This window comes from Caldinitratiruptor microaerophilus (assembly GCF_025999835.1).
Lineage (GTDB): Bacteria > Bacillota > Sulfobacillia > Symbiobacteriales > ZC4RG38 > Caldinitratiruptor > Caldinitratiruptor microaerophilus.
On record NZ_AP025628.1, the window covers coordinates 575579 to 596563 of the forward strand.

The 20985-nt window shown below is 71.1% G+C and carries 19 protein-coding genes; 4 read left to right on the forward strand and 15 right to left on the reverse strand.

Annotated elements, in window-relative coordinates; translation table 11 throughout:
• Positions 1 to 67: 67 nt before the first annotated feature.
• The 4 genes from nuoL (at position 68) to caldi_RS02760 (ending at position 4520) form a co-directional block, all read left to right on the forward strand.
• Positions 68 to 1999, forward strand: coding sequence for an NADH-quinone oxidoreductase subunit L (gene nuoL, locus caldi_RS02745; protein ID WP_264843585.1), 1932 nt, complete (start codon positions 68 to 70; stop codon positions 1997 to 1999).
• Between the two features lie 22 nt (positions 2000 to 2021).
• Positions 2022 to 3518 carry an NADH-quinone oxidoreductase subunit N gene (locus caldi_RS02750; protein WP_264843586.1) on the forward strand — a complete coding sequence of 499 codons (1497 nt, stop codon included), beginning with the start codon at positions 2022 to 2024 and terminating at the stop codon, positions 3516 to 3518.
• Positions 3515 to 3901 (forward strand): hypothetical protein, encoded by a 387-nt coding sequence (locus tag caldi_RS02755; RefSeq protein ID WP_264843587.1) that lies wholly within the window; start codon positions 3515 to 3517, stop codon positions 3899 to 3901. Before caldi_RS02750 ends, caldi_RS02755 begins: the two co-directional genes overlap by 4 nt.
• Before the next feature lie 106 nt (positions 3902 to 4007).
• Complete coding sequence (locus tag caldi_RS02760; RefSeq protein WP_264843588.1) at positions 4008 to 4520, forward strand: MogA/MoaB family molybdenum cofactor biosynthesis protein; 513 nt, start codon at positions 4008 to 4010, stop codon at positions 4518 to 4520.
• Positions 4521 to 4529: 9 nt separating this feature from the next.
• Here caldi_RS02760 and caldi_RS02765 read toward each other — a convergent pair whose 3' ends face one another.
• The 15 genes from caldi_RS02765 to caldi_RS02835 all read right to left on the reverse strand — a co-directional run bounded on the left by caldi_RS02765 (position 4530) and on the right by caldi_RS02835 (position 20878).
• A complete protein-coding gene (locus caldi_RS02765) occupies positions 4530 to 5579 on the reverse strand; it encodes a hypothetical protein (protein WP_264843589.1) in 1050 nt (349 codons plus the stop codon).
• Between the two features lie 551 nt (positions 5580 to 6130).
• On the reverse strand, positions 6131 to 7642 hold the full coding sequence (locus caldi_RS02770; RefSeq protein WP_264843590.1) for a tripartite tricarboxylate transporter permease: 1512 nt from the start codon (positions 7640 to 7642) through the stop codon (positions 6131 to 6133).
• A 19-nt stretch (positions 7643 to 7661) separates the two neighbouring features.
• The gene (locus tag caldi_RS02775; protein WP_264843591.1) at positions 7662 to 8192 is read right to left on the reverse strand and encodes a tripartite tricarboxylate transporter TctB family protein; all 531 of its coding nucleotides are present in this window, start codon (positions 8190 to 8192) and stop codon (positions 7662 to 7664) included.
• Positions 8193 to 8279: 87 nt separating this feature from the next.
• The gene (locus caldi_RS02780) at positions 8280 to 9377 is read right to left on the reverse strand and encodes a Bug family tripartite tricarboxylate transporter substrate binding protein (protein ID WP_264843592.1); all 1098 of its coding nucleotides are present in this window, start codon (positions 9375 to 9377) and stop codon (positions 8280 to 8282) included.
• 34 nt (positions 9378 to 9411) lie between these two features.
• Positions 9412 to 10359, reverse strand: a complete 948-nt coding sequence (locus caldi_RS02785; protein WP_264843593.1) for a hydroxymethylglutaryl-CoA lyase — start codon at positions 10357 to 10359, stop codon at positions 9412 to 9414.
• A gap of 13 nt (positions 10360 to 10372) precedes the next feature.
• A complete protein-coding gene (locus tag caldi_RS02790; protein ID WP_264843594.1) occupies positions 10373 to 11623 on the reverse strand; it encodes a CaiB/BaiF CoA transferase family protein in 1251 nt (416 codons plus the stop codon).
• A gap of 4 nt (positions 11624 to 11627) precedes the next feature.
• Complete coding sequence (locus caldi_RS02795) at positions 11628 to 12635, reverse strand: LacI family DNA-binding transcriptional regulator (protein ID WP_264843595.1); 1008 nt, start codon at positions 12633 to 12635, stop codon at positions 11628 to 11630.
• Between the two features lie 191 nt (positions 12636 to 12826).
• The gene (locus caldi_RS02800) at positions 12827 to 13453 is read right to left on the reverse strand and encodes a response regulator transcription factor (protein ID WP_264843596.1); all 627 of its coding nucleotides are present in this window, start codon (positions 13451 to 13453) and stop codon (positions 12827 to 12829) included.
• Positions 13422 to 14615 carry a GAF domain-containing sensor histidine kinase gene (locus tag caldi_RS02805; RefSeq protein WP_264843597.1) on the reverse strand — a complete coding sequence of 398 codons (1194 nt, stop codon included), beginning with the start codon at positions 14613 to 14615 and terminating at the stop codon, positions 13422 to 13424. Before caldi_RS02805 ends, caldi_RS02800 begins: the two co-directional genes overlap by 32 nt.
• 92 nt (positions 14616 to 14707) lie before the next feature.
• Positions 14708 to 15736, reverse strand: a complete 1029-nt coding sequence (locus caldi_RS02810; RefSeq protein WP_264843598.1) for an XdhC family protein — start codon at positions 15734 to 15736, stop codon at positions 14708 to 14710.
• A 7-nt stretch (positions 15737 to 15743) separates the two neighbouring features.
• The gene (locus caldi_RS02815) at positions 15744 to 16208 is read right to left on the reverse strand and encodes an SRPBCC family protein (RefSeq protein WP_264843599.1); all 465 of its coding nucleotides are present in this window, start codon (positions 16206 to 16208) and stop codon (positions 15744 to 15746) included.
• A 93-nt stretch (positions 16209 to 16301) separates the two neighbouring features.
• Positions 16302 to 18650 (reverse strand): aerobic carbon-monoxide dehydrogenase large subunit, encoded by a 2349-nt coding sequence (locus caldi_RS02820; protein WP_264843600.1) that lies wholly within the window; start codon positions 18648 to 18650, stop codon positions 16302 to 16304.
• Complete coding sequence (locus tag caldi_RS02825) at positions 18647 to 19150, reverse strand: (2Fe-2S)-binding protein (protein WP_264843601.1); 504 nt, start codon at positions 19148 to 19150, stop codon at positions 18647 to 18649. Before caldi_RS02825 ends, caldi_RS02820 begins: the two co-directional genes overlap by 4 nt.
• A 24-nt stretch (positions 19151 to 19174) precedes the next feature.
• A complete protein-coding gene (locus tag caldi_RS02830; protein ID WP_264843602.1) occupies positions 19175 to 20047 on the reverse strand; it encodes an FAD binding domain-containing protein in 873 nt (290 codons plus the stop codon).
• 279 nt (positions 20048 to 20326) lie between these two features.
• Positions 20327 to 20878 carry a Uma2 family endonuclease gene (locus tag caldi_RS02835; RefSeq protein WP_264843603.1) on the reverse strand — a complete coding sequence of 184 codons (552 nt, stop codon included), beginning with the start codon at positions 20876 to 20878 and terminating at the stop codon, positions 20327 to 20329.
• Positions 20879 to 20985 lie beyond the last annotated feature (107 nt).

The following is a 20985-nucleotide window of genomic DNA, read 5'->3' on the forward strand; positions in this document are numbered from 1 at the left end:
GGACCGAACGCGCATCTGTGGCGGACAGGCCCCGATCCTGCCCGCCCACGAAGGGGACGAGATCACGGTGCACGACTCGCTCCTGCCTGTCCTGATCCTCATCCCGCCGCTCCTGGGCGCCGCCGTGATCGCCGGACGGACGCGGTACTGGCGGAGCGCCGCGGCGATCGGGGTGCTGGCGTCGGCGATGGTCCTGGTGGCCTTCGGCTTCACCCTGGGCGCCTTCGTCGAGCTCCAGCGGGTGGGGCCGGACGCGATCCTCCGGACCACGCTGACGTCCTGGGAGATCGGCGGCCACCGGTACCAGATGGGCCTCATGATCGACCAGCTGTCGATGTGGTGGCTCCTGGTGGTCACCGGCGTGGGCTTCCTCATCCACGCGTACTCCACGGGCTACATGCACGGAGACCCCGACTACGGCCGCTACTTCGCCAAGCTGAACTACTTCGTGTTCGCCATGTCCCTGCTGGTGATGGCGAACAACTTCCTGACCCTGGTCATCGGCTGGACGAACGTCGGCCTGGCGTCCTACCTCCTGATCGGGTTCTACCGCACCCGGCCGGCGGCGAACGCCGCGCAGATCAAGGCGTACGTCGTCAACCTGATCGGCGAGGTGTTCATGCTCACCGGCATCGGGGCCGCGGTGGCCCGCTACGCCACGGTCGACTTCTGGGACGTGGCGCAGGCGGCCCGGTTCGACCCGCCCGGGGCCACGGTGATCGCCCTGCTCGTACTCGTCGGCGCCGTGGCCAAGTCGGCTCAGATGCCGCTCCACGTCTGGCTTCCGGACGCGATGCAGGGTCCCACGCCGGTGTCGGCCATGCTCCACGCCGCCACGATGGTGACGGCGGGCGTCTACATCGTGGCGCGGCTGTTCCCGATGTTCCAGGCCGCACCGGTCGCCCTGGCGGCGGTGGCCGTGGTGGGGGCGGCGTCGGCCCTCCTGGGGGCCATCTTCGCGACCCGGCAGTACGACATCAAGAAGGTCCTGGCGTATTCCACGCTGTCGCAGATCGGGTACATGTTCCTCGCCAACGGCGTGGGCGCGCACGCCGCGGCGGCCTTCCACTTCGCCACCCACGCCTTCTTCAAGGCGGCCCTCTTCCTCGGCGCGGGCATCATCATCCACGCGCTCCACGGCGAGCAGGACATCCGCCGCATGGGCGGACTGAGCCGGCGCATGCCCTTCGCCTTCGCGACCTTCCTGGCGGGGCAGCTGGCCCTCGTCGGCATCCCGCCGTTCGCGGGCTTCTTCTCGAAGGACGAGATCCTGGCGGCCGCCTGGAACTCCGGCCACTACGTCCTCTGGGCGGTCGGCCTCCTGGCCGCAGGCTTCACGGCCCTGTACAACATGCGGCTCCTGGGCCTGGTCTTCCTGGGCCGGCCCTACGACGTGCCGGCCACGGCGGCGCGGTCCCGGGGCCGCAAGACCGCGGGGGCCGGCCACGACGCGCACGCCGGCCACGGGGCCCTCCACCCGATCCCGCTCAGCATGAACGGGGTCGTGGGGGTCCTCGCCGTGCTGTCGGTGGTGGGCGGCGCCGCCCTGGCGCCGTTCGTCGAGCCGTACCTGGAGCCCGTGTTCGTGCGCAACCGGGTGTTCGAGGTCAGCACCCACGCCGCCCTGTGGTCCGTCCTCGTCACCCTCGCGGTGATCGCGGCCGGCCTGGCGGCCGGCTGGTGGCTCTGGGGGCCGAACGGCGTCCGCCGGGAGGCCGAGCAGCGCACCCTGGGCGAGCCGGCCGGTGTGCTGGGGCGTGCCTTCTACTTCGACGAACTCTACGATCTGGTGGCCGTCCAGCCGGCGTTCGCCCTGTCCGATTGGGCCCGGAACTTCGACCTCCGGCGGATCGACGGCGTGCTGCACGCGCTGGCCGGCCTGGCGCAGGCGGGTGGCGCCTTCCTGGGCCGCCTTCACGGCGGGATCGTCCGCCGCTACGCCCTGACGCTGGTCACCGGCGTGGTGCTCATCGCCGCCTACTTCGCCCTGTACCTGTAGACGGCAGAGGGGGTCTCTCTCCGTGCCGAACGTTGCCGAGGCCCTGCCGGTCCTCTCGCCCCTCCTGGCGCTGGCGCTGGGTGCGCTGGTGGTCCTGCTCCTGGACCTCCTGCTCCCGGCCCGGCAGGCCTACCCGTGGTGGTTCCTGGTCGCGGCCGCGGCAGTGGTCGTTGCCGGCGGTTACCTGCCGGGGCTGTGGCGGCTCCGCCCGGCGCCCGCCTTCGGCGGGGCCCTGGTCCTGGACCGGCTGGCCCTGGCGACGGCCGCGGTGATCCTCGTGGCGGCGCTGGCCACGGTGCTCCTCAGCGTGCACCGGGGCGAGGAGGACGTGTCCGGGTACCTGGCCCTCGTGCTGTGGGCCGCCATGGGGATGGCCGTGCTGGCCGCCGCCGGGAACCTGATCACCGTCTTCCTGGGGCTCGAGCTCCTGTCGCTGGCCCTGTACGTCCTGGTCGCCTTCAAGCCGGGCAGCCGGGTGGCCTGGGAGGCGGCGCTGAAGTACTTCTTCCTGGGCTCTGCCGCCGCCGGCTTCCTCCTGTTCGGCTTTGCCCTGATGTACGGGGCCAGCGGGTCGCTGGATCTGGCGGCGATCGGGCAGTACGCCCGCACGGGCAACATCACCGTCCTCTACCGGGTCGGCATCGGCCTGGCCGTGGTGGGCTACGCCTTCAAGCTGGCGCTGGCCCCGTTCCACACCTGGGCGCCTGACGCGTACCAGGGCGCGCCGACCCCGGTGACGGCGTTCATGAGCGTGGGCACGAAGGCGGCCGCCTTCGCCGCCCTGACCCGGTTCCTGATCGCCGCCGTGCCGCCCGGGGCTGCGCCGGCGTACCTGCTGCCGCTCACGGTGCTGGCCCTGCTCTCGATGCTGGTCGGGGCCCTGGGCGCGATCCGCCAGACCCACATGAAGCGGCTCATGGCCTACTCCGGCATCTCGCACGCCGGCTACCTCTTCATGGGCCTGGCCGGGCTGGAGCCGTACGGCGTCGCGGCAGGCATCTTCTACCTGGTCGCCTACCTCGCCGCCAACACGGCGGGCTTTGCGGCGATGCTGTACCTCGAGCGCCTCGGCGAGGACGGCGACGACCTGGCCGCATACGCCGGCCTCTTCCACCGCCGGCCCGCCCTGGCGGCGGCGATGACCCTCGCCCTCGCCGGCCTGGCCGGCATCCCGCCGACGGGCGGCCTGCCCGGCAAGCTGTTCCTCGCCGTGGCTGCCGCCCGGGCCCAGGCGTGGAGCCTCCTGGTGATGCTCATGGTCACGACCGGTATCAGCGCGTACGCCTACTTCCGCATCGTGGCGAGCATGATGCGGCAGGTCGAGACCGCCCCGCGGCGGGTCACGGCAGGCGTGCCGGCAGCGGGCGGCCTGGCGCCGGACACGGGCCCGCTGGCCCTGCCTCCGGGCGTGGTCCGCTGGGTGACCGGGCTCGTGCTGGTGGCGTCCGTCCTGGGCGTGCTCGTGACCGGCGTGTTCCCGTCCCTGATCCTCGACCTGGCGGTGCGCATGCTGCCATGAACCCGCTGCTCGTTCATCCGCTCGTGGGGCTCCTGTCGATCCTCCTGGCCTACGTGGCCTTCCGCCTGGACTCGGAGCGTGAGACCCGCGGGGCAGCGCACCGGATCGTGGGCACCCTGAGCGTGGTGCTGGGGGGCGTCGCCCTGTGGATGGGCCTGCAGGCGAGCCTCGGCTCCCGGGCGCCCACGGTGCTCATCATCCACCGCTTCCTCGGGATCGCCACGTTCAGCGTCCTGCTCGTGGTCGGGGTGCTCGGCGTGGCGAGCGAGGGCGGGCGCAAGGCGATCGGGCGGGTCCACGGCGCGATCAGCAAGGCCGTGCTGATCCTGGGCGGGCTGCTGGTGATGTTCGGCCTGGCGGGGCTGGACGCGATCATCCGCTGAGCGGCGGCTGTGCGTCCGCCGGGCACGAAGCGGGCGAACCGGGGTCGCCTGGGGGCGCCCCGGTTCGCCCGCAGCTCGCGTGACATGATCCGGGAGGTGGGACGGCATGGGCGTCGAGGACCACAAGAAGGCCGCGCGGGATGTCGGCACGCTGGTCGCCGCCATGCTCACCGTGAGCGATACCCGGACCGCCGACACCGACGAGTCCGGCCGGATCGCCATGGAGCTGATCCGGCAGGCCGGTCACGAGGTGGGCCACTACGCCATCGTGCGCAACGAGCCGCTGGAGGTCCGGACCGAGGTGCTGCGCCTCGTCGCCGAGGGCCGGGTCGACTTCATCATCACGAGTGGCGGCACCGGGGTCTCGCCGCGGGACCAGACCATCGAGGCGCTGCGACCGCTCTTCCAGAAGGAACTCGAGGGCTTCGGCGAGCTGTTCCGCCTCCTGAGCTTCCAGGAGGTCGGCACCGCCGCGCTGCTCTCGCGGGCCACCGCGGGCACGCTCGGGCGGGCCGTCCTCTTCTGCCTCCCGGGGTCGAAAGCGGCGGTGCGGCTGGCGGTGGAGAGGCTCATCCTGCCGGAGATCCGGCACCTGATCGCGCAGCACCGGAAGGCGTGAACCGCCGGGCTACGCCCCGGCTGCCTTGCGGATATACCGCTGGCTGACGGCGGTCAGGTACCGGACCACCGGGTCCTCCCTCCGCACCTCCCTCAGCGGAAGGAAGCCCTCCAGCCGGGCGCGCACGCCTTCGAACGTGAGATCCTGCGGTCGGACCACGACGATCGTCACCCCGTGGTCGCGGGCGAGGGCGTGCTTGACGAGGTCTCGCAGCTGCTGGGTCCGCACCTGCTCCGGGTCGGGGAAGGCGCCGGTGGTCTGGTAGTGCTGGGGTCCGTTGAACTCGATGGCCACGCCGTGCTTGTAGTACCAGCGGTCGAACTCCAGCCGCTCTCCCGTGAGCGGGTTGACAAGGAATCCCGGGCGGGCGTTGTCCTGGAACTGATCGGTGGCCACCAGGACGTTCAGCAACTCCTTCAGGATGGCTTCGCCGATGTATCTCTCCCGCTCGAGCCGCAGCCTGACCCGCTCGAGTTCGGCCTCCCGGGCGGCCCGGTGCGGGTCGAGGACCACGTAGGTGTTGGTGTGCGGTCCGTGGCCAGGGTAGACCCGCAACCAGCCCGCCGCCTGCAGACTTCTGGCGTGCAGGCGAAGCGTGGTCGGGCTGTCGACCGCAGTCCACCGCATGACCGTGGGCACGGCCTCGCTGCAGGCTCGTGTGCGCGGGTCGGAGTGGATGAGCAGGGCGACGTAGAGGCACCTGGCCGTGGGCGAGAGCGTCGGATGCGTGGCGAGGCTGGCCGGCACCGCACGGGTGTGGGCGGCCGACAGGGGGCCGCTGGGGGTGCGCAGTTCGTACGTGGCCGCCTGCCGCCCGCGGCGCTTCTGGACGAGCACCCAGCCCGCCCTTTCCAGTGCTGCGGCATGTGCCGGGATCGGGTTCGGGCTGCGAAGTCCGCACAGTCCGGCCAGTTCACGGCAGGTCGCGCGGGCCTGCCATGCACCGGGGCTGCCTCGCGTCAGGAGTGCCATGTACAGGCACCGCGACGCATGGGTGAGCGCCGGGTCCTCCAGGATCGCCACGGGAACCGGTACGGTCCACCACAGGTTCCCCTGCACGTTCGTCCGCCCCTATGCCTGGATCAGATACCATTTATTGTTTCATATGGACCCAACACCCTGCAAGAGTCAGCTAACGAGAGTCGAGTGCGACCGTAGAGTCACACTTTCTGACTCGCTGCCGGATACGAAGTTACATAACCCCACTGGCAGGGACGTGGTGATCCCACGAGGTCGACGTAAGACCTGTTCCGGGTCGACTCCTGGCCCTCTGCAACGACTCCGACGGCTTGTACGGTGGCAATGAGTCAGTTCGTGGGACACAACGCCACCGCCCGACTCACACAAACTGACCCATGGACTGTCACTCGGAACACCGTCACGCACTGCGGAACCGCAGACGTCCCACGGTACCATGGGCGACAGTATCGCCCCTCCGCCGCCGGCCCCCCGCCGGCGTGACGGCGGCGGGCGTGCAATCCCCCGGAGAGCGGCGGCAGGGCGGCCGACCAGGTGACGGTCCGGCCGCGCCCCGCCCTCCGGGCCCGCCACGCGCGCCGAGCCCCCGGCCTTCCTCGGGCGGGGGCTCGGCGGCACCTATCAATCGACCTTCACGCCGCCGCGGTGCGGTGCCGCAGCCGGCCGCGGCGCAGGAGTCGGGCCTGCAGGTACGGGCTGAACAGGGACAGCACGCAGAGGGCCAGGATCGCCGCAGCCAGGGGCTGGCTGACGAAGATGCGCAGGCTGCCGTCGGACAGGGCGACGGCGCGGCGGAAGTTGTCCTCGAGGCTCTTCCCCAGCACCAGGGCGAGGATCATGGGGGCCGGCGGGAAGTCGTACCGGCGCATGAACCAGCCGAGGGCGCCGAACAGGAGGAGGAGCCAGAGGTCGAAGACGCGGCCGTTCACGGCGTACACGCCGATCGTGCTCAGCACCAGCACCATTGCCGCCAGGACGGCCGGCGGGATGCGGAAAAGCTGGATCCAGACCCGGATGAGGGGCAGGTTCAGGACCAGCAGCATCACGTTGCCGACGTACATGCTGGCGATGACGGCCCAGATGACGTCGGGGTTCTGCTGGAAGAGGAGCGGTCCCGGCTGCAGCCCGAACATCATGAAGGCGCCGAGCAGGATGGCGGTCGTGCCCGAGCCCGGGATCCCGAGCGTGAGGAGCGGGACCATGGCGCCACCGACCGAGCCGTTGTTCGCCGCCTCGGGCCCAGCTACCCCTTCGATCGCTCCCTTGCCGAACTCCTCCGGGTGGCGGGAGAGCCGCTTCTCCAGCGCGTAGGAGAGGAACGACGCGATCGTGGCCCCGGCCCCGGGCAGCACCCCCACGATGAATCCGAGGAGGGAGCCCCGGAGCCAGGGGCCGGCCGAGCGGCGGAACTCCTCCCGGGTGAGCCACGCGCGGCCCTGGAAGGTCAGGTGGGTCGGAGGCGTCTGCCGGATGGTCCCGGCCATCTCCAGGACCTCCGTGATGGCGAAGAGGCCGATCGCCGGGATGAGGAAGTCGATCCCCTCGTACAGCTCGGGGAACCCGAAGCTGAAGCGGGGGAAGCCGGCGATGTCGATGCCGATGGTGGCGATCACGAGGCCGAGGACCATCGAGATGAGGGCCCGGATCACCGAACGGCCCGCCAGGGACGACACGGTGGTGAGCCCCAGCAGCATCAGCGCGAAGTACTCGGCGGGGCCGAAGCGGATCGCCACCGACGCGATCGTCGGACCGATCAGCATCAGGAGGACCGTGCTCAACGTGCCGGCCACGAACGAGCCGATCGCGGCCGTGGCCAGCGCGGCCCCCGCCCGGCCCTGCTTCGCCATCGGGTAGCCGTCGAGCGTCGTCACCACGGAGGACGGCTCGCCCGGCGTGTTGATGAGGATCGAGGTGGTCGAGCCCCCGTACATCGCCCCGTAGTAGACGCCGGCCATCATGATCAGGGCGGTGCTCGGGTTCATGCCGTAGGTGACCGGGATGAGCAGGGCGACCGTCGCCACCGACCCGATGCCGGGCAGGACCCCGATGACGGTGCCGACCAGGACGCCGATCAGGGCGAACACGAGGTTGATGGGGCTCAGCGCGATGCTGAAGCCCGTGCTCAGGTTCGCGAGGAACGACACCGGTGGGGATCGCCCTCCTTCAGCCCAGCAGCCCCTTCGGGAGCACGACGTCGAGCAGCTTCACAAACAGGAAGTAGATGCCGGCGGACAGGACCGCCGCCGCCAGGACCGTGCGGAGCCAGTGGCCGCGGCGGGTTTCCATCACCGCCGTCTCGTAGACCATGAAGACGAACGTGGACAGGAGGAAGCCCAGCCGCTCGTAGGCGAGGGCATACAGGACCAGGCCGGACGCGGCGAGAAGGACCGTCCGGTAGTCCAGTTGCGTCCCGGCGTCCTGTTCCAGCACCTCGGCCACGGCCCGGGCGGCAGCCGCGACCGCATCCTCGTCCGGCGCGGCCTCCTCTGCCTTCCGCGGGGCGGCTGTGCCGGCCTTGACGAACGTGCTGGCCAGGAGGGCCACCCCGAGCACCACCAGGCCGATCGCCAGGAGCTTGGGGAAAACCTCGGGCCCGACGGGCTGCCGGAGCAGCGGCTCCGGCAGGTTGTCGGCGAGGTACCAGTACCCTGCACCCAGTAGAGCGATGACGATCCCGACGATCCGGTCGACCATACCCAAGCTCCCTTCCCAGGAGAGCCGGGGAGCCGGCACCGGCCCGCGGCGCCGGCTCCCCGCGCCGGCCCTAGGCCCGCTCCCGCGTTACTTCTTCAGTGCGCCGGCCGTGCGGAGCAGGTTCTCGAGCATGCTGTTGAACTCGTCGAGGTAGGACGGGAACTTGTCCGTCATGAAGGCGTCCGACCAGCCGTACTTGTCGAGGATGTCGCTCCAGGTCTTACCCTTGACCATGGCGCCGAACTTCTCCTGCCAGTACTTGACCGCTTCGGGCGGCATCCCGGGCGGGCCGAAGAAGCCGCGCCAGTTCCGGATCGAGAAGTCGACGCCGGCCTCCTTCATCGTCGGAACGTCGGGCAGGGCCTTCTCCCTCTGTTCGCCCGTCGTGGCCAGGACCCGCAGCTGGCCGGCCTTGACGTGCTGCAGCAGCTCGCCCACGGTGGTGACGCCGGCGTTCACCTGGCCGCCCAGGACGTTGGTGACCACCTGGCCGCCGTCGAAGCCGATGAACTTCACCTTCGTGATGTCGATTCCCGCCGCGCTCAGGAAGCCCATGGCGGCGACCCAGTCGTCGGCGGGCGGGTCGGACCCGGCGATCGAGACGGACTGGGGATCCTTCTTGATCCGGTCGATCAGGTCCTTCAGGTCCTTGATGTCACTGTCGGCCTTGACGATCACGCCGTAATGGGTCCCGGCGATCGCGGCGATGGGGGTCAGGTCCTTGTACCCGTAGGGCGAGGTGCCCATGATCTTGTTGGACAGGAGCGGCATCGAGCTGACCAGCAGCGTGTCGTCCTTGCCCTTGTGCTGGTTGACCATCTCGGCCACGGCCACGCTGCCGGAGCCGCCGACCCGGTTCACCACGTTGATCGGGACGCTCACGATCTTGTCCGTGGTCAGCGCCTGCTGGGCCGCCCGGGCCGTGGTGTCCCAGCCGCTCCCCGGGCCGGCGCCGGCCAGGAAGGTCACCGCGCCCTTGGGCTCCCAGGCGCTGGCGGCGGCCTGGCCGCCCTGCGAGCCTGTCGCGGGCTGGGACTGTTGGGCCTGCTGGCCCGAGCCGCCCTGGGCGGCGGAGCCGGCGCCCGACTGCCCGCTCTGCCCGGCGCCGCCGCAGGCGGAGAGGACCAGCATCGCGGCAGTGGCGAGCAGTCCGAGTCCGAGCCTCGAGATCCGGGACGTCTTCATCCGACGCAACCTCCCCATGGAATGGATGACTGCCTCACGAGATCTTCTTGACCTGACCGCTGGTGCGGCGGCCCAGCACGTCCCGGCTCTTGCCGGCCCGCAGCAGGGTCGACTCCAGCGGATGAGGCACCCAGGTGGACATCCAGCGGACGACGTCGAGCAACGCATCCAGGTCGACACCGGTCTCGATGCCCATCTCGTGGAACATGTGAACCATGTCCTCGGTGGCGATGTTGCCGGTGGCGCCCGGCGCGTACGGGCAGCCGCCCATGCCGCCGGCGGCACCGTCGAAGTCGGTGACCCCGGCCTCGAGCGCGGCGATGATGTTCGCCGTCGCCATGCGCCGGGTGTCGTGCAGGTGCAGCGAGAAGTGCACGTCCGGGTAGCGGTCGCGGAGGCGGCTCAGCCGGTCGTAGACGAGGGCCGGGTTGGCCATGCCGGCCGTGTCCGCCACGCCGATCTCCCGCACGCCCATCGCCAGGTAGGCGTCGACCACCATGAAGAGCCGCTCGGGCGGGGGGAAGCCCTCGAAGGGGCAGCCGAGGGCCGTCGCCATCCCGCCCACGACCCCGATGCCGTGGTCCAGCGCCATGCGCGCGACCGGCTCGAGGTTCTTGAGCGCCTCGGCCGTCGTGGCGTTGGCGTTGGACAGGCTGTGAGAGTCCGTGACGGAGAGCATCAGGTTCACCTTGTCGACCTTCGCCGCCAGTGCGCGCTCCATCCCCCGGAGGTTCGGGACGAGGGCCTCGTAGGTCACGCCGGGGACGCGGTCGATCTTCGCCATGACCTCCTCGGCGTCCCGGAGCTGCGGAACCGCCTTGGGGTGCACGAACGACGTCACCTGGATGGTCTTGAAGCCGACCCGGGAGAGCCGGTTGACGAGTTCCACCTTGATCTCCGTGGGGATCCACTGGTCCTCGATCTGGAGGCCGTCCCGCGGCCCCACCTCCGTCACCGTGACCCGTTTGGGCAGATGCTGCACGCCAGCCCCTCCTTCAGATCACCTTGAGGCGCTCCAGTTCCTCGAGCTCTCCGTCGGTCAGTCCCAGCAGGTCCCGGTAGACCATCCGGTTGTGCTCGCCCGGGTCGGGCGCCGCCCGGACGACCCGGCCGGGGGTCGCGCTCAGGCGGGGCACCACGCCCGGCATGGCGATCCGGCCGAAGCGGGGGTGGTCCACCGTGACGATGCTCTCGCGGGCCCGGTACTGCGGGTCGTCGAAGATGTCGGCGATGGAGTAGACCAGGCTCACGGGGACCCCCGCGGCGTCGAGGGTCCGCTTCACCTCCTCCCAGGTGCGGCGTCCGAGCCAGTCGGAGACGATCGCGTCGACCTCCTCCCGGTGCTCCACCCGGCGGGCGTTGGTGGAAAAGCGCGGGTCCGTGATCATGTCGGGCCGCCCGATGGCCTCGGCCAGCCGGTTGAACGTGCTGTCCGTGCTGCAGACGAGGACGACCCACTTGCCGTCGGCGGTACGGTAGGTGCCGGCCGGGCTGGCCCCGCCCGGCGATCCGCCCCGGCGCTCCGGGATGGTACCGGTGACGCTGTACTGGGCGGGGAGGTCCTCCAAGAGGCGGAAGACCGACTCGTAGAGCGAGATGTCGGCATCCTGGCCCCGGCCGCCGCGGGCGTCGCGCCAGTAGAGGGAAAGGAGGGTCGCCATGGCGGCGAAGGTGCCGGCGAGGAGGTCGGCGAGGGGGATCGGAGGGTTCATCGGCGGGCGGTCTGGGTAACCAAGGATGTACGTGAGGCCGGCGAAGGCCGTCGCCGGGGTACCGAAGCCTGCCTTGTCCCGGTCCGGCCCGGTCTGCCCGTAGCCGGAGATGCGGACCACGATGAGGTCGGGGTTGTCCTGCCGCAGGACCTCCGGCCCGAGCCCCCACCGCTCGAGGGTGCCGGGGCGGAAGTTCTCCACCAGCACGTCCGCCGTGGCGCACAGCCGGCGGAACAGCTCGGCGCCCCGGGGGTGACGGAGGTCGAGCGTGATCCCCTTCTTGTTACGGTTGAGGCTGGGGAAGCGCAGGGACTCCCCGCCGGCGAACGGGCCCATGTTGCGGCCGGGGTCGCCTGTCCCGGGCTGCTCGATCTTGATGACCTCGGCGCCGAAGTCGGCCAGGAGGCCGGTGGCGAAGGGGCCGGCGATCACGTGGGTGACGTCCACCACCCGGATCCCCTGGAGGGGCCCCCTTGCCGGGTCGAGCGATCCCCCTCGTGGGGCTGGGTTGAAAGGTTCGTTCGAGGGCGACAAAGGATCACCTCCTGAGCGGGCACCCGCACGAGCGGCGGATCACGACCTCGCACGGGAGGGCGATGTGCTGGGGCTCCTGCACCTCGCCCCCGATGGAGCGGAGGAGCAGGTCGATCGCCAGCTCCCCCAGACGCCGGACAGGCTGGGCAACCGCCGTCAGCGGCGGGTCGGTGACCTGGTACCACGGTGTGTCGGTGTAGCCCACCAGGGCGACGTCCTCCGGGACCCGCAGGCCCATCTCGCGGATGGCGACCAGCGCCCCGAGGGTCATGGACGTGCCGAGGGAGCAGATGGCGGTGGGGGGGCCGGGCTGCTGCAGGAGTTCCCGGGCGGCGGCCATGCCCCCCTCGTACTGGGCGTGGCCGTGGCGCACCAGCCGGGGGTCGGGTTCGATCCCCGCCTCGCGCAGCGCGCGCTCGTACGCCTCCAGGCGGTCCTGGCTCGAGGGCGAGCCCGGCACGCCCGAGATGACGCCGATGCGCCGGTGCCCGTGCTCGATCAGGTGGCGGATGAGTTCGTACGTCGCCGGCCCGGAGGCCATGGTGACGGAGGGGGCGTCGATGCCGGCGGGCCGGCGGTTCACCAGGACGAGCGGGGCCCCGATGCCCACGACCTCGGCCAGGACGGCCTGGTCGTTCGGCGCCGGGGCCACGAGGAGGCCGTCGACCTGACGGCCGAGGAGGAGGTCGACGTACTCCCGCTCCTTGGCGGGGTCGTCGTCACTGTTGCAGAGGATCACGCTGTACCCGTGGCGGCGGGCGACGTCCTCCACGGCGCGAGCGATCTCGGTGTAGAACGGGCTGACGATGTTCGACACGATGAGGCCGATCGTGTTCGTCCGCCGGGCCCGGAGGCTTCGCGCCACCCGGTTGGGCCGGTAGCCGAGCGCCTCGATCGCCTCCAGCACCCGCTGCCGCCTCTCCGGGCTGACCGGGCGGGTACCGTTCAGGACGTAGGACACCGTGGCCACGGAGACTCCGGCGAGGCGGGCGACGTCGGCGATCGTGACCATGGCGACCTCCTCGGCGACCGGCGGCGGGCACCGTGCGAATGAATCGTTTAGACCAAACTAATCGTTTCAACGCGCCGCGGTCAAGTCATGCCAATTCGCCTTCGCTTCGGATTAGGTCCTTCACACACGTGAGTTTCTCCCAATCGCTCTCTCAGGCAGAGAATTTCTTTTCTGACCTCAACCTGGCGGCGCTAGAGCAGCCCTCTGCGTACGCCCTCCATGACCGCTTCCACGCGTCCTTTCACCCTCAGTTTCCGGAAGAGCTCCAGGACCCGGTCCTTGACCGCACTCTCGCTCAGGTACAGCTTCGTGGCGATCTCGCGGTTCGTGAGGCCCCGGGCGATGTAACGGAGGAGTTCCAGTTCCTCCGCGGAGATGTGATCGGGGTGGTCGAGCTCCTTCATGCAGTCCATGAGGAGTGCTGCGGCACGGGGGGCCAGGGCGGCCTCCCCGCGCACCACGGCCCGTACGCTCCGCACCAGGTCGAATCCCTCGACGTCCTTGAGCAGGTACCCCCGGGCCCCTGCCTGCACGCACTCCCGCACGAGGGCTTCGTTGAGAAAGCTGGTCAGGATCAGGACGGCGGTCCCCGGGGCCAGCTCACGGATGCGCCGGCAGAGGTCGATGCCGCTCATTCCCTGCATGCGGATGTCGACGAGGGCGACGTCCGGCGGGGCCCGGACCACGTGTTCGAGCGCCTCCTCGGCCGACGCCACGTCACCCGTGACCTCGAAGTCCGGCTCGGCGGAGAGGATGGCCCGGAGGCCCTGCCGGACGATCTGGTGGTCATCCACGATGAGGACCCGGATCCGGGACAACGCCGTTCCCCCCCGTCCGGCCGTCTGACGGGCTCAGGGGCGCCCACACGCGCAGCAGGCAACCGCCCTCGACGCCACTGCGGATCTCGGCGCCCCCGCCCAGCCGTTCGGCCAGGCGCCGCAGGGTCGCGATCCCGAACCGGCGCGCGCCCGGTGAAGGGTCCACGGCTCCCGGCCGCAGCCCGACGCCGTTGTCCTGGACGGTCAGGGTGACGGTGTCCGAGTCGATGGCCAGGTTGACCACGGCCATGTCGGCGTGCGCATGCTTGGCCACGTTGGTCAGCGCTTCCCGGGCCGCCCGGCACATCAGGTCCCGCACCGGGTCGGGCACCCGGTGCACGTGACCGGTGACGACCAGCCCGATCTCGAGGCCCGAACGGGTCTTGAACTCCTCGATGAGGGCCGCCAGCTGCCGGTAGATGTTCGCATCACCAGGCAGCCCGCCGCGATCGTGGAGCTCGGCGATCGCGGCGCGCACCCGGGCGGCACCCCGTGAGGCGAGCTCACGCAGGTACTCGAGCCGATCCCGGTGGGAGGCCGGCACCACCTCCCGGAGCCGCTCGGCCTCCATCCCGATGGAGAAGAAGATCTGGGCCACGGTGTCGTGCAGGTCCATGGCCAGCCGCTCGCGCTCGCGCAGGATCGCCAGTTCCTCCACCTGCCGGTACAGCCGGGCGTTGTGGATGGCCACCGAGGCGTGCGCGGCGAACGCCAGGAGGAGCTCCTCGTCTTCCTCCGTGAAAAACGGCCGGCCGGCGAAGTTCGCCACGAACAGCGTGCCCAGGATCTGATCCTGGAACCGGAGGGGCACGCCGAGGAAGGGGCCGACCGGAGGATGACCGGGCGGTGTCCCCACCGACCGGGGGTGACTCGGCACGTGGTCGACACGGACCGGCCGGCCGGTAGTGATCGGCAGGTTGAACACCCCGGCGCCGGTCGGATAGTGGGCGGGCGGGGTGTCCCAGCCGGACACCCAGAAGCCGCCGTAGCGGGTGGGGTCTTCCTCGGCCAGCATGAGCAGCCCGCTCACGTCCGCCCGGCAGAGGCCCCGGGCGCTGTCCACGACGGTCTGCAGGAGGGTGCCGAGCTCGAGCTGGGAGGCGAGCATCGAGCTGAGTTCGAGAAGGCTGGAGAGCCGCTGCATCTTCGTGTCCGATCCCATCCCGAATCCCCCGCAGAGCGTCCCGCATGCGCTCGGATGGATTCGCCGGAGGATTTCGGTTCTCCTACCCATGTGCGACGGTTCAAACGAAATTACGCCGACCCGGGACCGTCCTCCCCGGCCAGGTACCGCTCCGGGTCCTGCAGGAAGCGGTGCCGGCAGTGCGGGCAGCAGAAGTAGAACGTGCGGCCGGCGTGCTCGGCCACGTGGCGGGCGGTGGTGACCTCCACGTCCATGCCGCACACCGGGTCGCGGGCGAACTGCGGTGGCCCGGCGGCGCGGACCGCCCCGGCCGCTTCCTCCCACAGGCCCCGCCGGTACTCCGCGACGACCTCGGCGAGGATCGACACGGCGATCTCTTCCTGGGTGGCGGCCCCGATGTCGAGCCCGGCCGGGTTGCGGATGCGGGCGAGCTCGGCCTCCGGGAGGCCACGGGCCCGCAGCACCTCGAGTACCGCCCGGGCGCGCCGGCGACTGGCCACCAGCCCGATGTAGCGGGCCGGGGTTCCGAGCGCCGCCGCCAGCGCGTCCTCGTCGTAGTGGCCGGCTGACGCCACCACGAAGAAGGTCCGGGGCCCGAACCGGGCCGCGGCCAGTCCAGCCAGGTCCAGGCGGCGCGGGCCGTCCTCGGCCGGAGCCGGGCCGGCGGCAGGCGGGGACGTGCCAGAGACGAGGACGACCCCGAAGCCGGCCACCGGCGCCATCTGTGCCAGCGCCTGCACCAGCGGCGTGTCGCCGACCGCCACGAGCTGGGGTTGCGCCACCCGGGGCTCGATGTAGATCGCCACCTCGCCGCCGCTCGGACAGGTCATCACGACCGTCGTGGCGTCCTCGTCACCGGGCGCCTGAGCCGGCACGTCCGTGCTCAGGCGCACGAGCCGTGGCCTTCCCGAGTGGATCGCCGCAAGCGCCTCCCGGCGGACGACCGGCTGGGAGCAGCTGCCGCCGATCCACCCGACCAGCCGGCCGTCCGCGGTGACGATCGCCTTGTCCCCCACGTGTGCCGAGACGGGAGGTCGGCGGGAGACGACCGTCGCCACGGCGTACGGCTCGCCCGCGGCCTCCAGCTCGCGTGCCAGGCGCAGCAGCGGGTCGCCGAGAAGGGAGGCCGAGCTGTTCATCCCCCGCTCACCCCCCCGCCCTGTCGCGGGCCACCTCGAGTTCCTGGCGGATCGAGCGGAAAAGCTGTTCGATGACCTTCCGGGCCTGGCCCTCCAGAAGCCGTCCGCCGACCGTCGCCAGCGGGCCGCTCACCGCGGCGCGCGCCTCCCACACGAGGTTCGTGCCCTCCCCGGACGGCTCGAACCGCAGGCGGCTCGTCAGGCTCAGGCCGCTGCCCATCCCGGAACCCGTCAGGGAAAGGCCTGCGCCGTCGGAGCCCTCGCCGGGGTCCAGCGCCACGTCCAGCCTGAACCGCCCGCGGACGGGTCCGACGCCCACCTTCACGTAGGCCACGAAGTGCCGCGAGTCGGCCACCTGCAGTTCCTGGAGGTCCGGGAGGCAGCGGCCCACCTGCTGCGGGTCCAGGACGAACGCGCGCGCGGTGGCCGGGTCGGTACGGATCGGCTCGACTCCCTGGAAGTTCAGGTTCACCACAGATCACCCCAGATCGTGGGATCGGGGTCCCGGCCGGCTCCGGCGCCGGGGCCCTCCTGTCCAGACCGGCAGCTCGCCGTGGGCGTGCAGTCACCCCGTGATCCCGTGGGCGCGCAGGATCCGCCAGACCTTTTCCCGGGTGATCGGCATGTCGATGTGCCGGACGCCGAGGGGAGACAGCGCGTCCACCACGGCGTTCACGAAGGCGGCCGGCGACCCCACGTTGGGCGACTCGCCGACGCCCTTCGCCCCGATGGGGTGGTGGGGCGACGGCGTGACGGTGCGGGCCGTCTCCCAGCGCGGGGCCTCGACGGCGGTGGGGACCAGATACTCCGTGAAGTTGCCGGACAGGCAGTTCCCGTTCTCGTCGTAGGCGATCTCCTGCATGAAGGCGATGCCGTAACCTTCAGTGAGCCCGCCGTGGATCTGGCCTTCCACGATCATGGGGTTGATGACCGTGCCGCAGTCGTCCACGGCCACGAACCGGCGCACTTTGACCTCGCTCGTGCCCTTGTCGATGTCCACCACGCAGACGTACGTCCCGAACGGGAACGTGAGGTTGGGCGGGTCGTAGTAGAACACCGCCTCCAGCCCCGGCTCCACGCCGGGCGGCGGGTTCGTGTAGGCGGCGAAGGCCACCTCCTTCATGCCGACGCTCCGCCCCGGGGCCCCGCGCACTTGGAAGCGCCCGTCCACCCACTCCAGATCGTCCTCGCCGCACTCCAGGAGGTGCGCCGCGATCTTGCGGGCCTTCTCCCGCACGCGCCGGCCGGCCAGGGCCGCGGCGCCCCCGGCTGTGGGCGTGCTGCGGCTGGCGTAAGTCCCGAGGCCGTACGGAGCGGTGTCGGTGTCGCCTTCCTCCACGATCACGTCTTCCACCGGCACCCCCAGCTCGTGCGCGATCACCTGGGCGAAGGTCGTCTCGTGGCCCTGGCCCTGGTGGCGGGTGCCGAGGCGGGCCAGCACCTTGCCCGTCGGGTGCACCCGGATCTCGCAGCTGTCGAACATCTTGATCCCGGCGATGTCGAAGGAGTGGCTGGGCCCGGCGCCCACGATCTCCGTGAAGCTCGAGATGCCGATCCCCATGAGCTCGCCCCGGCGGCGCTTCTCGGCCTGCTCCCGGCGCAGGTCGGCGTAGCCGATCATCTCGAGGGCGAGGTCCAGGGCCGCCGCGTAGTTCCCGCTGTCGTAGGTCCACCCGAGCGCCGACCGGTACGGGAACTGCTCGGGCCGGACGAAATTCTTGCGCCGGAGTTCCGCCGGGTCCATCCCGAGCTCGGCCGCCAGCACGTCCATCGTCCGCTCGATGAGGTACGACGCCTCGGTCACGCGGAACGAGCACCGGTACGCCACGCCGCCCGGGGCCTTGTTCGTGTAGACGGCGTCGACCTCCGCGAAGGCGACGGGAAAGTCGTACGACCCGGTGCAGATGCTGAAGAGGCCGGCCGGGTAGCGGCTGGGGTTGGCCTGGGCGTCGAAGGCGCCGTGGTCGGCGATGGTCTTCACCCGCAGCGCCCTGACCCGCCCGTCCCGTGTGGCGGCGATCTCCGCCGTCATGTGGTAGTCCCGGGCGAAGTGGGTGGTGGTCAGGTTCTCCGTGCGGGTCTCGACCCACTTCACCGGCCGCCCGAGCTTGAGGGACGCCACCACGGCGCAGACGTAGCCCGGGTAGACCGGGACCTTGTTGCCGAACCCGCCCCCCACGTCCGGCGACACGACGCGGATGAGGTGCTCCGGGATCCCGGCCACCATGGACAGGAGCGTCCGGTGGGCGTGGGGCGCCTGCGAGGTGACGTACAGCGTGAGCCGGCCCGTGCCGCGGTTGTAGTCGGCGATGCACCCGCAGGGCTCCAGCGGCGCCGGGTGCACGCGCTGGAACCGCACGTCCTGCTTCACGACCACCTCGGCGGAGCGGAGGGCGGCTTCGGTGCCTTCCCGGTCGCCGACCTCCCAGTGCCAGATGTGGTTCGTCTTCTGCTCGCGGTCCTCGCGCAGGACCGGGGCGTCGGGCCGCAGGGCCGCAAACGGGTCCACGACGACGGGGAGCGGTTCGTACTCCACCTCCACGGCGTGGGCCCCGTCGTAGGCTGCCTCCCGGGTCTCGGCCACCACGGCCGCGACCTCCTGGTACTGGAAGAGCACCTTGCCCGTGGCGAGCACCATCTGCCGGTCGCCCGCCAGCGTGGGCATCCACGCCAGCCCTGCCTTCTCCAGGTCTTCCCCGGTGATCACGGCGAGGACCCCGGGGATGGCGAGGGCGGCGTCGGTCCGGATCGCCCGGACCCGGGCGTGCGCGTACGGGCTCCGGACCAGCGCCAGATACGCCATGCGGGGGAGCACGATGTCGTCCAGGTAGCGGCCGAGCCCCTGGATGAAGCGCGGGTCTTCCTTGCGTTTGACCGGCTTGCCGACCACAGCGACGGTTTCCACGGCGCTCATGCCTCGCTCCCTCCTCTGCGGTCCCCTGCCGCGCCGGCCAGGGCCGTGGCGGCCTGCTGGATCGCCTTGACGATGTTCTGGTAGCCGGTGCAGCGGCACAGGTTGCCGGAGATCGCCCGGCGGATCTCGTCCTCGGTGGGGCTCGGATTGCGCTCCAGGAGCGCCACGCCGGTCATGAGCATGCCGGGCGTGCAGTAGCCGCACTGCAGGCCGTGCTGGTCCCAGAAGGCCTGCTGGAGGGGGTGCAGCTCGCCGCTTGGCGCCAGCCCCTCGACCGTGGTGACGGCGCGCCCGTCCGCCTGCACGGCGAACAGGGTGCAGGACTTGACCGGGCGGCCGTCCAGGAGCACCGTGCACGCGCCGCAGCTCGTCGTGTCGCAGCCCACGTGGGTGCCGGTCAGCCCGGCCACCTCGCGGATGAAGTGGACGAGGAGCTTCCGTGCCTCCACGTCCCCCTCGTACCTGTGACCATTGATGGTGAGCGTCACGTGGTAGAGCATCGGGGTCCCTCCCGCTTCGGGTGCTCAGGCCGCCAGGGCCTGCGCCGCCGCCGCCCGGAGCGCCCGGACGGTCAGCACCCGGACCATGTCGCGCTTGAACTCCTCGGAGCCGCGCGTGTCGGCCACCGGCGAGCAGGCCGCGGCGGCCAGCTCGCCGGCCCGGGCGAAGACGGCCTCCGTGAGCGGCTGTCCCACGAGGAACGCCTCCGCCTCACGGGCCCGCAGCGACGTGGGCCCCACGGCGCAGAGGCCGATCCCTGCCGCCGTGCACCGGCCGTCTTCGCCCACGGCGACCTGAACGCCCACCGCCGCCGTCGCGAAGTCGCCCACCTTGCGCTCGATCTTCTGGTAGCTGCCGCCACTGCGGGGGCCGGGGGCCGGCACCCGGACTTCGGTGAGGAGCTCGGCCGGTTCCAGGGCCGTGGTGAAGGTGTCGACGAGGAAGTCGTCGAGTGCCAGCGTGCGCTGCCCCCGCGGTCCCGTCAGGACGACCTCCGCCCGGGCGGCGAGGAGCGCGGCCCCCCAGTCGCCCGCCGGGTCGGCGTGGGCGAGGGACCCGGCGACGGTGCCCAGGTTGCGCACCAGGGGATCGGCGACGACCCGGGCGGCGCCCGCCAGGAGAGGGTAGCGCCGCCGGATGAGCGGCGAGTGCTCGAGGTCGGCGTGCCGGACGAGGGCGCCGATCCGGAGCACGCCGTCCTCCTCGGCGAGGATGTCGAGGCCGGGGATCCGGCCGATGTCGACGAGAAGCCCCGGCGTCGACAGGCGGAACCGCATCGCCGGGATGAGGCTCTGCCCCCCGGCGATCACCTTGGCGTCGGGGCCGTGGCGCTCGAGGAGACCGATCGCCTCGGCCAGCGAGCGCGGGGCGACGTACTCGAATGCGGCCGGAATCATGTGCGACCTCCCCTCGGACTCCGTATTGTAATGAATTGACAACCAACAGATACCGGTACAAATTGTATCGGAAGCGGGTGGGACCGTTTGGGTGTATTTCTTGCCACCGTTCGGTCGATTTCGCGCCCCGACCTGCCCGCCACGGCCACGTCCGCCGCCGGGGGCGTCAGACACACGGAGCCCCCGGTCAGCGACCGGGGGCTCCGCCCACACTCTGTCCCTCAGGCGCCGCCGGGAACTCGGACAGGGTGCTTGCCTGCCCCGTCCCCGCTCGGCGCATCACTTCTCTCCGAAGAGTTCCGCCAGCCGGCAGGCGAATCCCGGCAGGACAGGCTCCTCCACCACAGCCTCGGGCGCCGACCAGACGCGCGGCTCCTCGCCCGGCGCGTGGCGGGTCAGGGTCCCGGTGTCCGGGTCCACGACCCACACGGCGCGCACGCCGCCTTCGAGGTACTGCCGGATCTTGCGGCTCAGGTCCGGCTCCGAAGGGTCATGGACCTCCACGGCGAGGTCCGGCGGCACCTCCGGGAATCCCTTCCGGTCGCGGATCCGGGCGAGCCGCTCGTTGGAGTAGAAGGCCACGTCGGGAGCCCGAAGAACGTCCGGGTCGCGCCGGACGAAAAACCCGATTTCGCCGCCGGCCACTTCGCCCAGCCCGTGCTCCGCGACGAAGTTCCCCACGATGCGTCCAATCCGCACCTGGAGCCGCCCATGTTCGAACCCCGCCGGAGCCATGATGACCAGCTCCCCCTCGTCGATCTCGTAGCGCCACCCTTCCGGGAGCCGGTCCAGCTCCTCTGCGGTCCAGGGCTTCCTCGTGGCGGTACCCATCGGCCAGCCCCCCTTCGCTCCTCGGTTCCAGTGTAGCACGGCGACAGGGCCGCCGCACGGCTTTGCGGGTATGGCCCCGCCTGGGCGGCCGGCGACTGGAGGTTCGT

Coding starts and splice junctions, on each gene's coding strand:
- caldi_RS02755 (WP_264843587.1), top strand. CDS start 3,515: ATGAACCCGCTGCTCGTTCATCCGCTCGTGGGGCTCCTGTCGATCCTC.
- caldi_RS02760 (WP_264843588.1), top strand. CDS start 4,008: ATGGGCGTCGAGGACCACAAGAAGGCCGCGCGGGATGTCGGCACGCTG.
- caldi_RS02775 (WP_264843591.1), bottom strand. CDS start 8,192: ATGGTCGACCGGATCGTCGGGATCGTCATCGCTCTACTGGGTGCAGGG.
- caldi_RS02780 (WP_264843592.1), bottom strand. CDS start 9,377: ATGAAGACGTCCCGGATCTCGAGGCTCGGACTCGGACTGCTCGCCACT.
- caldi_RS02795 (WP_264843595.1), bottom strand. CDS start 12,635: ATGGTCACGATCGCCGACGTCGCCCGCCTCGCCGGAGTCTCCGTGGCC.
- caldi_RS02805 (WP_264843597.1), bottom strand. CDS start 14,615: ATGGGATCGGACACGAAGATGCAGCGGCTCTCCAGCCTTCTCGAACTC.
- caldi_RS02810 (WP_264843598.1), bottom strand. CDS start 15,736: ATGAACAGCTCGGCCTCCCTTCTCGGCGACCCGCTGCTGCGCCTGGCA.
- caldi_RS02820 (WP_264843600.1), bottom strand. CDS start 18,650: ATGAGCGCCGTGGAAACCGTCGCTGTGGTCGGCAAGCCGGTCAAACGC.
- caldi_RS02825 (WP_264843601.1), bottom strand. CDS start 19,150: ATGCTCTACCACGTGACGCTCACCATCAATGGTCACAGGTACGAGGGG.
- caldi_RS02830 (WP_264843602.1), bottom strand. CDS start 20,047: ATGATTCCGGCCGCATTCGAGTACGTCGCCCCGCGCTCGCTGGCCGAG.
- caldi_RS02835 (WP_264843603.1), bottom strand. CDS start 20,878: ATGGGTACCGCCACGAGGAAGCCCTGGACCGCAGAGGAGCTGGACCGG.